General features: G+C 60.4%; 11 protein-coding genes. 10 read left to right on the forward strand and 1 reads right to left on the reverse strand.

Features of this window, described 5'->3' with window-relative positions; all coding sequences use genetic code 11:
- From ALP40_RS01185 to yacG, 3 genes are read left to right on the forward strand one after another with little or no spacing between them, the layout of a single operon-like run.
- On the forward strand, positions 1-873 hold the full coding sequence (locus tag ALP40_RS01185) for an A24 family peptidase (RefSeq protein ID WP_122206491.1): 873 nt from the start codon (positions 1-3) through the stop codon (positions 871-873).
- Entirely contained in the window at positions 870-1,493 is a 624-nt protein-coding gene (gene coaE, locus ALP40_RS01190; RefSeq protein WP_122206492.1) for a dephospho-CoA kinase, read from the forward strand. The genes ALP40_RS01185 and coaE overlap by 4 nt, the downstream gene beginning before the upstream one ends.
- On the forward strand, positions 1,490-1,699 hold the full coding sequence (yacG, locus tag ALP40_RS01195) for a DNA gyrase inhibitor YacG (protein ID WP_004887444.1): 210 nt from the start codon (positions 1,490-1,492) through the stop codon (positions 1,697-1,699). Before coaE ends, yacG begins: the two co-directional genes overlap by 4 nt.
- A gap of 238 nt (positions 1,700-1,937) precedes the next feature.
- Here yacG and ALP40_RS01200 read toward each other — a convergent pair whose 3' ends face one another.
- Positions 1,938-2,399 (reverse strand): hypothetical protein, encoded by a 462-nt coding sequence (locus tag ALP40_RS01200; RefSeq protein ID WP_183135984.1) that lies wholly within the window; start codon positions 2,397-2,399, stop codon positions 1,938-1,940.
- A 124-nt stretch (positions 2,400-2,523) separates the two neighbouring features.
- Between ALP40_RS01200 and ALP40_RS01205 the strand changes: the two genes are divergently transcribed.
- From ALP40_RS01205 to ALP40_RS01235, 7 genes are all read left to right on the forward strand, one after another.
- Entirely contained in the window at positions 2,524-3,153 is a 630-nt protein-coding gene (locus tag ALP40_RS01205; RefSeq protein WP_122206493.1) for a DUF1780 domain-containing protein, read from the forward strand.
- Positions 3,154-3,164: 11 nt separating this feature from the next.
- Positions 3,165-3,692: an MOSC domain-containing protein gene (locus ALP40_RS01210; RefSeq protein WP_122206505.1), complete on the forward strand. Its 528-nt coding sequence runs from the start codon at positions 3,165-3,167 to the stop codon at positions 3,690-3,692.
- 30 nt (positions 3,693-3,722) lie between these two features.
- A complete protein-coding gene (locus ALP40_RS01215; protein WP_122206494.1) occupies positions 3,723-3,890 on the forward strand; it encodes a DUF3094 family protein in 168 nt (55 codons plus the stop codon).
- Positions 3,891-3,953: 63 nt separating this feature from the next.
- Positions 3,954-5,252 carry an NAD(P)/FAD-dependent oxidoreductase gene (locus ALP40_RS01220; protein WP_122206495.1) on the forward strand — a complete coding sequence of 433 codons (1,299 nt, stop codon included), beginning with the start codon at positions 3,954-3,956 and terminating at the stop codon, positions 5,250-5,252.
- 389 nt (positions 5,253-5,641) lie between these two features.
- Positions 5,642-9,682 carry a Pls/PosA family non-ribosomal peptide synthetase gene (locus ALP40_RS01225; protein ID WP_122206496.1) on the forward strand — a complete coding sequence of 1,347 codons (4,041 nt, stop codon included), beginning with the start codon at positions 5,642-5,644 and terminating at the stop codon, positions 9,680-9,682.
- Entirely contained in the window at positions 9,679-10,281 is a 603-nt protein-coding gene (locus tag ALP40_RS01230; protein ID WP_122206497.1) for a 4'-phosphopantetheinyl transferase superfamily protein, read from the forward strand. The genes ALP40_RS01225 and ALP40_RS01230 overlap by 4 nt, the downstream gene beginning before the upstream one ends.
- A 79-nt stretch (positions 10,282-10,360) precedes the next feature.
- Positions 10,361-11,140, forward strand: a complete 780-nt coding sequence (locus ALP40_RS01235; RefSeq protein WP_122206498.1) for a substrate-binding domain-containing protein — start codon at positions 10,361-10,363, stop codon at positions 11,138-11,140.
- Positions 11,141-11,364: the final 224 nt, after the last annotated feature.

The following is an 11,364-nucleotide window of genomic DNA, read 5'->3' on the forward strand; positions in this document are numbered from 1 at the left end:
ATGCCCCTCCTCGACTTCCTGGCCAGCTCAATGCTGGCCTTCGTTATTTTCTGCGGCGTACTCGGCCTGTTAATCGGAAGCTTCCTCAACGTCGTGGTCTACCGCCTGCCAAAGATGATGGAGCGTGACTGGAAAGCCCAGTCGCGGGACATGCTTGGCCTGCCCGCTGAGCCTGAACAGCCCACCTTCAACCTGATCCTCCCCCACTCCCGCTGCCCACACTGCGCGCACCAAATTCGCCCGTGGGAAAACCTGCCAGTGATCAGCTACCTGCTGCTTGGCGGCAAGTGTTCGCAATGCAAGGCTCCGATCAGCAAGCGTTACCCACTGGTCGAATTGGCATGTGGACTGCTGTCGGCCTACGTTGCCTGGCATTTTGGCTTTGGCTGGCAGACGGCAGCAATGCTGGTGTTGAGCTGGGGTTTGTTGGCGATGAGCCTGATCGACGCCGATACGCAGTTGCTGCCCGACTCAATGGTGCTGCCGCTTATGTGGCTGGGCCTGATCGTTAACGCATTTGGCCTGTTCACTTCGCTGAGTGATGCGCTGTGGGGTGCGGTGGCCGGGTACCTGGCGCTGTGGTCGGTGTTCTGGCTGTTCAAGCTGATCACCGGCAAGGAAGGCATGGGCTACGGCGACTTCAAACTGTTGGCCATGCTCGGCGCTTGGGGCGGCTGGCAGATTTTGCCGTTGACCATCCTGCTGTCGTCGCTGGTGGGCGCGGTGCTGGGCGTGATCATGATGCGATTGCGCAACGTCGAATCCGGCACGCCAATCCCCTTTGGTCCTTATCTGGCCATTGCGGGGTGGATCGCTTTGCTCTGGGGTGGTCAAATAACCGACTCCTATTTGCAGTTCGCCGGTTTCAAATGACCCACCCTGATCAAAAACCCTGGATTCTTGGCCTGACTGGCGGCATTGGTAGCGGCAAAAGCGCAGCAGCGCAGCGTTTTATGGATCTAGGTATCCACGCGGTAGATGCCGACCATGCCGCACGCTGGGTGGTCGAACCCGGGCGCCCAGCGCTTGAGCAAATCGTCGAGCACTTTGGTGCAGGCGTTCTGCAGGCCAGCGGTGAACTGGATCGCAGCGCACTGCGCAAGCTGATCTTCGAACATCCGGAGGAGCGGCGCTGGCTGGAATCGTTGCTGCATCCGCTGATCAATCAGGAAATCACCCGGTATCTGGCGCGCGCGACTTCGCCCTACGCCATTCTGGTGTCGCCGCTGCTGATCGAATCCGGTCAGTACCGTACGGTCCAGCGGGTACTGGTGATTGACGCCCCCCAAGAACTGCAAATAGAGCGCACCATGCTGCGCGACCGCTCAAGCCAGGAGCAGGTCCAGGCCATCCTCAAGGTTCAGGCGCAACGCGAAGACCGCTTGCGCCACGCCGACGATGTGCTGGCCAACGACCGAGATACGGCCTGGCTCAAAAGCGAAGTCGAGCGGCTGCACCACTTTTACCTTACTTTGCGTGGAGGCCAATCATGAGCCAACCAATGACCGTTCAATGCCCAACCTGCGGCGCGCCCGTGGAATGGAGCGCGGCCAGCCCCAATCGTCCGTTCTGCTCGGACCGCTGCAAACTGATCGACCTCGGTGCCTGGGCATCGGAAGAACACGCCATCCCGGTCAGCCCGGACGCTGAAGACGATCTGTTCTCAGGTGACCTGGAAGCGCCGCACAGAGGCCACTAAGGCCTGCGACCTCTCTTTGTAGGAACTCCCAGAGGTTACGACAGCAGGGATGGGCTGCAAAGCAGCCCTCTGACCTGCCAACTCATCACTGCCTTCAGGCCTGCCTGGATACTCTCCGGATAAATGCAAAACCCGTGGGAGGCGACTTGTCGGCGATAGCGTCATGCCAGTCGCTGAAGGGCTTGCTAAGAAACGCATCGCCGCAAGCCGCCTCCCACGGTCTATGTATACCCCCCCGTTACGGCCTCTCCAGCGCCACGCGCAACGCCTCGGCACTGCCAAACTGCTGCTGACTCACCAATTGCCCATCGCGCAATTGCAACCATAAGACCTTATCCTCATCACCCGCGTACTGCGGCACGATGCGGGCTTCGCGGTCGAGCATGACGCGGTAGGTGTAGTCCCGCATCTTGGGGATGGCGAACATCTTGGCGATGATCGTTGGCATTTTCTGGATGTCGGCCACGAAGACGGTATTTCGAGCTTCCAGGAAGCCTTTGGGTTTGTCCGCAAGAGCGGCATTGACCAGCTTGGCGGCGTCCATGCCTCTGGCGACCAGCAGGGTTTGGGTCTGGTTGTTGAGGGTGTAGGGCTGATCGTACTGATCAAGCAGGGTCCACGGCGCAAGGCGTTCGCCCGTTTGCAGCGCATGGGCGGTCAGCGGCAGCAGGGCCAGAAACAGCATGGGCAGAAATTTCAACGGGACACTCCTCGAAAAGGTACTGTTTGCCATAAGGCCAGTGCAGGCAGGCAAATGAAGCGTCAGTTTACACCTGCACATTCACCCTTCCAGTCAACGCGATTAGAACGCTAAGCTTAAGCCTATGGATGACTCAGACTACCTGCGCCTGTTGACGATCCAGGCTGAACAAGCCAACGCCTTTCTTTCCAACGCGAGAAAGTGGGAGCGTGAGCGGTGGGTGTGTCAGCGCCTGTTGCAGGGCCTGAACATCCCGCATCGCAACGAAGACTTCACGCCGGCAGGCCAGGAGCCACCGGACGTGCTGTTTCGCGATGCCTGTTTCGAGGTGTTTTTCGTGCTGGACGAAGGTCGTCGGCTCAATGATGAGTGGCGCGAGGAGTTGCAGCGACGACGCAGTGCCTTCTCCCTGAGCCAGTTGGTTCGCCGCGAAGCGAAGCCCAAGCGCATCCCGGCTTCCGAACTGTTGAGACGACTCGCCCCCACGCTGCGCAAGAAATCCCACAACTACCGAGAACGGGGCCTGGACCTCGGGGAGCTAGACATCATCGCCTTCTCCAGCCTCAAGCGTGAAGTGCTGGACCTCAACAGTCACTTCCCGCCGCCCACCGAGTACCTGCGCCAGGGCTGGCGCTCGCTGTCGCTGGTCGGGCCGACCTTCGCTCGGGTATTGTTCGCCCATCCGGACGCCCCGGATTTCTTGCGTACCAATCTGGGACGCAGCGTCGTATTCGATGTTGGAATCAGTTTATGAATGCCCCCGTCATGAGTCCCCTGCAAGCGCTGCTGGCGGATGTTCCACAACAAGGTCGCGTGCGTTGGATCGGTGTACGCCCCGAGTCCCGCGTCGACATGATCGAACTCGACGCTGTGGAAGCGCGTCGCGAAGCCGGGCTGACCGGTGATCATGCCCGCCCCGGCCCGCGCAACGCCCGGCAGGTCACGCTGATTCAGTGGGAGCATCTGTCAGTGATCGGATCGCTCTTGAACCGTCCAGCTGAAAACCCCATTGTTGCGCAGGACCTGCGGCGAAATATTGCCATCAGCGGCATCAATCTGTTCAGCCTGAAAGGGCGGCGTTTCAGGATCGGCCAAGCCATTTTCGAAACCACGGGATGGTGCCAGCCCTGCGCACGCCTTGAGCAACGCCTCGGGCACGGGACCTTTCAAGCGGTGCGCGGGCATGGCGGAATTACCGCCCGAGTGATACAAAGCGGCATCATCCGGCTGGACGACACGCTTCAAGTCGAGCCGCTGGACAGCGACGCCCCTTGGCCTCCTGCCAGACAGTGAAGCGAAGAGACCCCTAAGACGAGACTTAAAATGAGCAGCCGTCTGAACCCGGACGACCAACGATGTGTCGAAGAGTACCTTCAGGCACCTCAGCATCAAATCGAGCGCCAGCCTTTCAGGCCCTGGCTGATCGTGCTGGTGGTCGTGGTCATCGGGTTGGGCCTGCTGAGTCGATTTCTGAGCCATCTGACGCTATGAGCTGCCTTGCGCTCGCGAAGATCGCGCTCCCTCCGAATTCCTTAAACCTTCTGAGTAATCCTTATGACTCATCGTATTGTCATCGTTGGCGGAGGCGCTGGCGGTCTGGAGCTGGCCACCAGTCTGGGTAAAACCCTGGGCAAGAAAGGCACGGCCAGCGTCACGCTGGTGGACGCCAACCTCACCCACATCTGGAAACCTCTGCTGCACGAGGTGGCCGCCGGCTCGCTGAACTCGTACGAAGACGAGCTCAATTATGTGGCCCAAGCCAAGTGGAACAACTTTCAGTTCCAGTTGGGACGCATGACCGGACTCGACCGCGCGACTCGTCAGGTACATCTGGCCGCAACTGTGGATGAAAACGGCGCTGAGCTGGTCCCGGCGCGCAGCCTGGGGTACGACTCGCTGGTGCTGGCCGTCGGCAGTACCACCAACGATTTCGGCACCAAGGGCGCTGCGGAACACTGCCTGTTCCTCGACACGCGTAAACAGGCCGAGCGCTTCCACCAGCAGTTGCTCAACCACTACCTGCGCGCCCACGCCGGGCAAGCCGATTCCGCTCAGGAGATCACCGTTGCCATCGTCGGCGCCGGTGCTACAGGCGTCGAGCTGGCAGCCGAACTGCACAATGCAGCCCACGAGCTGGCCGCTTACGGACTCGGCCAGATCAAGCCGGAAAACCTGCGCATCACCGTGATTGAAGCAGGCCCACGGGTTCTGCCCGCATTGCCCGAGCGCATCGGCGGCCCGGTCCACAAAACCTTGAGCAAACTCGGCGTGACCGTGCTGACCAATGCCGCCGTCAGCGAAGTGACAGCCGACAGCCTGATCACCGCCAGCGGCGAGGTGATCCCTGCGACCCTGAAAGTCTGGGCAGCCGGTATTCGTGCGCCGGCATTCCTGCATGAGCTGGACGGACTGGAAAGCAATCGTATCAACCAGCTGCAGGTATTGCCGACACTGCAAACCACTCGCGACGAGAACATCTTTGCCTTTGGCGACTGCGCGGCCTGCCCGCAGAAAGGCACCGACCGCAACGTCCCGCCGCGCGCCCAGGCTGCGCACCAGCAGGCTTCACTGCTGGTCAAATCCCTACGGCTGCGGATCGAAGGTAAGGCACTGCCGGAATACACCTACAAGGACTACGGCTCGCTGATCTCACTGTCGAGCTTCTCGGCCGTGGGCAATCTGATGGGCAACCTGACTGGCAGCGTCATGCTTGAAGGCTGGCTGGCGCGGATGTTTTACGTGTCGCTGTACCGCATGCACCAAATGGCGCTGTACGGAATGTTCCGCACGCTGATGCTGATGCTGGGTAGCCGCATCGGCAAGGGCACCGAGCCCCGGATGAAGCTGCACTAAACGACACTGACCTGATCATGCCATCGCCCTGCGTTGGCATGATGGCCAGGATGCTACCTGTTTCGATGCCCGGGAATGCAACGCTCCTGCACCAAGACGCGAAGCATCCTGAGCTGTATTTTCTACGTCCCAACGATCCATTGACGCCTCCCCTCACGCCCCCCCTTCGGTACACCGTTCAAGCTGCGTACAGCCAGCCCTTGCGATATTTGCCTGGCCAGCTTGTTCAGTTGCCCTCGAAGCAATGCGGCCAAAAATGTATCAAAACTGACACATTCCGCATGCTTGGCCCTACACGACGCACCTCACATTCTGGTTGATCCGCTTCTGTGCTCATAACGACAAGCCCGTAAAGGCACCTCTCTCCTACGAGCGAACGACCTGCTGCCATGAACAACATGAACCAGTTGAAGACGTACCAGAACGACGCCTTACAGGATGTGATGTATGGGCCGATACAACCCGAGCTTTTGCGTGAGGAGGTGCTGGCCGATTTGCTCGAAGCCACTGCGCAACGGTATCCCGAGCAGACCGCGCTCATTTATGGCGAGCGTCGGCTCAGTTACGGCGAGCTGGATCGGCAGGCCGACCGGGTGGCGTCTGCGCTGATTCAGGCGGGCGTGAGGCCGGGCGATATCGTCGGTCTATGGCTGCCACGAGGCATCGAGCTGCTGGTGATGCAGGCTGGTATCGCCAAGACCGGTGCGGCCTGGCTGCCGCTGGATCTGGACACCCCGGTTGATCGCCTGCAAGTCTGCCTTGAAGACGCCAGCGCGCTGGGCGTGGTCTGCACACAAGCCCTTGGCACCACCTTGAGCGGCACCGGCCTGACCGTGTGGACGGCCGAGACACTGTTGACGCCAACCGACGCTCCTGCGATGCGCCGCATCGCGGCCCTGCCCGATCACCCTGCTTACGTGATCTACACCTCAGGCTCGACCGGCAAGCCCAAGGGCATCGTGATTTCCCAACGCAGCATCTGCCACTTCTTGCGAAGCGAAAACGCGATCCTCGGCATCCGCAACAGCGACCGCGTGTATCAGGGGTTCTCGGTCGCGTTCGACATGTCGTTCGAGGAGATCTGGATCGGCTATCTGGTCGGCGCCACGCTGTGGATAGGTCCGAAAGAAACCAGCGGCGACCCCGAAACCTTGCCGCGGCTGCTGAATGAACACCAGATTACCGTCCTGCATGCGGTGCCGACGTTGTTGGCCCTGTTCAGCGAAGATGTTCCCAGTCTTAGGCTGATTAACCTGGGCGGCGAAATGTGCCCCGAGTCGCTGGTCGATCGCTGGTCAACGCCGAACCGGCAAATGTTCAACACCTACGGCCCCACCGAAGCCACCGTTTCGGCAAGTCTGGCGCGGCTGTCGCCCGATCGCCCGGTCACCATTGGCCAGCCATTGCCCAACTACGGCTTGCTGGTCATTGCACATGACACTCAGGTTGGCCGTGAGCACCCGCCCGTCCTGCTGCCACGCGGTCAGACCGGCGAGCTGTGCATCATCGGTCCAGGTGTCGCCGACGGGTATCTCGGACGGCCTGACCTCACCCAAGAGAAATTCCTGATCAACCCTTGGTCCATCGGTGATCACGATGCTCGCCTGTATCGCACCGGCGATCTGGCGCGTATCGATCATGAAGGTCAGGTGCATTGCCTGGGACGTGCCGATGATCAGATCAAGATTCGCGGTTTTCGTGTCGAACTCGGCGAGATCGAAGCCGTACTGGCGCAAGAACCCGGCGTTGGCAACGTCGCGGTGCTGCTGCGCAACGACAATGGGCTCGATCAACTGGTCGCCTATGTCGTCTGCGACGATGCTCCTCCGGCCGCGTTCACGAGCCGGTTGCGCAAAGCGCTACAGGCCCAGCTTCCACCCTACATGGTGCCCGCCCAGTTCGAACTGCTCGAAAGCATGCCGCGCCTGCTGTCCGGCAAGATTGACCGCAAGGCGCTAAAAGCACGCCCCTTGAACGTGGATGCAGGCAGCGCCAGCGCGGAATCCGATGTGGCTGAAACACCCGGTGAGGTCGTGCTTTTCGCAGCACTCGCCGCGTTGTTTCCAGGAATACCGATCCGCCGCCATGCAGACTTTTTCACCGATCTGGGCGGACATTCTTTTTTTGCTGCACGACTGGCCTCGGCACTGCGTGCAGACCCGCGCTTTGCTCACATTACGGTGCGCGACATCTATCAGCAGCGACGCATCGACGCCATTGCCGCCGTTCTGAACCAGACACCGCGAACCAGCAGTACGCCCGAGCAATGGACGCCGCCTTCTGCCTGGCGACGCTGGCGGTGCGGCGTAGCGCAAGCACTGGCGCTGCCGGTGATGGTCAGCCTGCGCATGTCGCAATGGCTCGCGCCGTTCTTCACTTATCACTACCTGACCGGCTCACCCGATGACTCTGTTGCGCTGGCAACGCTCGCGTCGATCTCGGTGTTTCTGATCGCAACCGTCGTGCAGTTCATGATCGCGCTGGCGGGCAAATGGTTGATCGCCGGTCGCCTCAAACCCGGCGTCTACCCCCTGTGGGGCATAACCTATTTCCGCTGGTGGGCAGCTGATCGGATGGTCGAGTCAGCGCCAACCTACCTATTGAGCGGGTCTTCGCTCTATCCGGCCTGGCTGCGCGCGCTGGGCGCCAAAATCGGGCGAGACGTCATCATCGGTGGCGCGGTGGTGCGTGCTCCCGATCTGCTGGACATCAGCGACGGCGTCAGTGTCGGCAATGGCGTCAGTTTCGAGAACGCACGGGTCGAGCGCGGCCAGTTTCACCTGGGGCAGATCACCTTGCAGGCCAATGCCTGCGTCGGGTCCTACGTGATCATGGAAGGCAACACCAGCGTCGGCCCGCTGGGTCATCTGGAAGCACAGTCCGCATTGGCGCAAGGTCGTGAGGTGCCCGCAGGACGCATCTGGCAGGGCTCGCCCGCCCGTGATGTCGGCTCGTTCGATACTCAGCGCCAACCTCCGCGACCTGCCGTGAGCAAACACCGCCTGCGTGCGGAAACACTGTTCTTCACGGCAGGTATCCTGCTGATTGCCACGCTGTTTTTCATTCCGGTTTTTCCTACTTTCTTTCTGATGGACTGGTTCGATGCACAGCACGTCATGCCCTGGCTGGCTGGCACCAGCGTCGGCGGTCAACTGGCCCGTTATTTCATGCTGGCTCTCCCGGCAAGCGCGGTGCTGATCGTTGCGACAGCGCTGGCATCAGCGGCTTTGCGCTGGGTCGCACTGCCCAGGCTCAAGCCGGGACGCTATGCGGTGCACAGCAATACTTATTGCGCCAAGTGGCTGGTCAGCCATATTCAGGAGGCGAGCCTCAACGTTCTATCCGGTATCTACGCCACGGTGTATGCGCCTTTCTGGTACAGGCTGCTGGGCGCGAAAGTGGGCCGTAACGCCGAAATCTCCAGCGCCCAAGGCGTAATCCCCGACATGCTGACGCTGGGCGATGAAACCTTCATTGCCGATGCGGTGATGCTGGGCGACGAGCACATCGACGGCGGCTGGATGACCATGCAACCAACGGTTATCTCCAATCGCAGTTTCGTCGGCAACGGCAGCTACTTGTCGGACGGCACCGTATTGCCGGAGAACGTGCTGATCGGTGTTCACTCCAGCACGCCCCCCAACAGCGATCTGGCCGATGGCGACACCTGGCTTGGCTCCCCACCCATCAACCTCCCCGCTCGCGAACAGACAAGTGGCTACCCTGAGTCGCTGACCTTCAAGCCTTCGCTGTCACGGCGCCTGGCGCGCGGCTTGATCGAAGGTATCCGTATCGTCACGCCCAACGCCGTCATGATTGCGGTGGGCTACACGGTCATGCTGGACCTCATGCCCCTGACGGAAGAAGGCCGCTGGGGAACCGTCCTGATTTACCTGGCGCTGATCGGCCTGGCCTACAGCGTGGGTAACTTTGTGCTGGTGGCGGGCTTGAAATGGCTGCTCATCGGTCGGTATCGGAAACGTGCCACACCCATGTGGACCCCGTTTGTCTGGCTGTCGGAAGGCATCACCAGCCTCTATGAAGGCATGGCAGCGCCGCACTTCATGCGCTACTTGCGAGGCACGCCGTGGCTGCCGCTGGCGTTCAACCTGCTGGGGTGCAAAATCGGCCGAGGGGTGTACATGGACACGACGGACATCACCGAATTCGACTGCGTGAATATTGGTGCCGACAGCGAGCTGAATGCCGGTGCATGCCCACAAACCCACCTGTTCGAAGACCGTGTGATGAAGATCGATCAGGTCATCATCGGCGAGCGGGTGTACATGGGGCCACGCAGCGCCGTGCTCTACAGCGCCGACGTGGGCAATGGGGCTTACCTCGGTCCGTTGACACTGGTCATGAAGGGCGAAAGCATTCCCGCGCTCACCCGTTGGGCTGGCTGCCCCGCAGCGCCTGCCAGGACATGAGTGGGGGGCAAGCCAGCACTTTCGATGGCAAGTGCTGGCTCGCTCATCCATCCCCCGACCAGTTGCCCGCCAGAAGACAGAGCGAGCAGGTGTTGCTGGTCAGTACCGTGGTAGAGCCTGGCGTTTCCAGAACCGACGCAAGGGCTCGAATTCGAACCCACTTGCGCGACTCGATCACCCAGTGGCTAGGGCTGCCGCTCACTGCAATTAGCCTGGCAAGCACGCCCGGGCACGCTCCCAAGCTATGGATCGAAGGCCAGAATAAGCCAGGCGTATCGTTCAGTCATGAAGTCGGGCTGTCAGTGGCTGCGGTGAACCTGAGCGGCCTAGTGGGTGTCGATGTGATGACGGTACAGAACGTCCCGGACTGGCTAACAGTGGCCCGGGATTACCTGGGTCCAACGGTTACGTACCGATTGCAGGCAACACCTCAAAGATCGCGCGCCCTCGCCTTCGCTAAAGCATGGTGCCAGCACGAAGCACTGTTGAAGTTGCATGGCAGGCACCTTACGGAATGGGCCGAGCACTCCGAACCGGTGGGATCTTCGGTTGAGCTTGAGTTGCTGCCCGGTCTGGCGTGCGCATTAGCGCTACTTTGATGGTTACCGCTCAACGCGCTGACTGGCGTCTCTTTGCCTGTTCAGAATGACCTTCTACGTTGTTATCGAGATGTGAAAAATGAAATTGCCCCCTACACGCCACCTCACCCTGCTTTTCGCAGCATGTGCCGCGCTCAGCACCGCCGCCCAGGCCGAAGAGCTCAATGTGATGACATCAGGCGGCTTTACCGCTGCATATAAATTGCTGGGACCTCAATACGCAGCGTCCAGCGGTGACACCCTGACCACGATTCTCGGCCCTTCGATGGGCAAAGCGCCTGAGGCCATTCCGAACAGACTGGCTCGTGGCGAACACGCAGACGTCGTCATCATGGTTGGCTACGCGCTGGACGAGTTGATCAAACAAGGCAAGGTCGACCCGGCTTCCCGCGTAGAACTGGCTGACTCCCGCATCGGCATGTCGGTCAAGGCGGGGGCGCTAAAGCCGTCGATCAGCACAGACGCCGAACTGAAAAAAGTGCTCCTGAACGCCAAGTCCGTCGCGTATTCGGACAGCGCCAGTGGGGTCTATATCGAGAAAGAGCTGTTCAAGAAACTGGGTATACAGGAGCAGCTCGTGCCCAAAAGCAAAATGATCGAGCGCATTCCGGTTGCCTCGGTGGTCGCCAATGGAGAATACCAACTGGGCTTCCAGCAAGTTGCCGAATTGATGCCGGTGCCGGGCGCAACCTTCGTCGCCAAGATCCCGGAGGATGTGCAGTCCGTTACCCGCTACGCCGCAGGCATCCCCGTCAACGCAGATCACCCCGATCAGGCCAAGGCACTTCTTGCGTTCCTGTCTTCATCCAAGGCGCAGCCAACGGTGCAGTCCACCGGACTGGATTCAGTGCCCCACTAACGTCACAGGGGCTTTGCTGGCGAGTGAAGGCTGCATCCGTGTTCTGGTGCAGTCGTCACTGAGCGGTGTGTCGACTTGCTGAAGCAACCAAGCCGGTTGTCACGGAGAAAACAAAAAAGGCGTCCCGAAGGACGCCTTTTTTGTTGGACTCAAGACCACTGTTCTTGAATCCTGATCTTCAACCCTGATACAGCTGGGCGAAAATGGTCGGGGTAAGGGGATTC

The organism is Pseudomonas viridiflava (genome assembly GCF_003702045.1).
Taxonomy (GTDB): Bacteria; Pseudomonadota; Gammaproteobacteria; order Pseudomonadales; family Pseudomonadaceae; genus Aquipseudomonas; species Aquipseudomonas viridiflava_C.

Bases quoted from the DNA above. Each gene is read 5' to 3' on its own strand.
- ALP40_RS01185 (WP_122206491.1), top strand. From the start codon at position 1: ATGCCCCTCCTCGACTTCCTGGCCAGCTCAATGCTGGCCTTCGTTATT.
- coaE (WP_122206492.1), top strand. From the start codon at position 870: ATGACCCACCCTGATCAAAAACCCTGGATTCTTGGCCTGACTGGCGGC.
- yacG (WP_004887444.1), top strand. From the start codon at position 1,490: ATGAGCCAACCAATGACCGTTCAATGCCCAACCTGCGGCGCGCCCGTG.
- ALP40_RS01205 (WP_122206493.1), top strand. From the start codon at position 2,524: ATGGATGACTCAGACTACCTGCGCCTGTTGACGATCCAGGCTGAACAA.
- ALP40_RS01210 (WP_122206505.1), top strand. From the start codon at position 3,165: ATGAGTCCCCTGCAAGCGCTGCTGGCGGATGTTCCACAACAAGGTCGC.
- ALP40_RS01215 (WP_122206494.1), top strand. From the start codon at position 3,723: ATGAGCAGCCGTCTGAACCCGGACGACCAACGATGTGTCGAAGAGTAC.
- ALP40_RS01220 (WP_122206495.1), top strand. From the start codon at position 3,954: ATGACTCATCGTATTGTCATCGTTGGCGGAGGCGCTGGCGGTCTGGAG.
- ALP40_RS01225 (WP_122206496.1), top strand. From the start codon at position 5,642: ATGAACAACATGAACCAGTTGAAGACGTACCAGAACGACGCCTTACAG.
- ALP40_RS01230 (WP_122206497.1), top strand. From the start codon at position 9,679: ATGAGTGGGGGGCAAGCCAGCACTTTCGATGGCAAGTGCTGGCTCGCT.
- ALP40_RS01235 (WP_122206498.1), top strand. From the start codon at position 10,361: ATGAAATTGCCCCCTACACGCCACCTCACCCTGCTTTTCGCAGCATGT.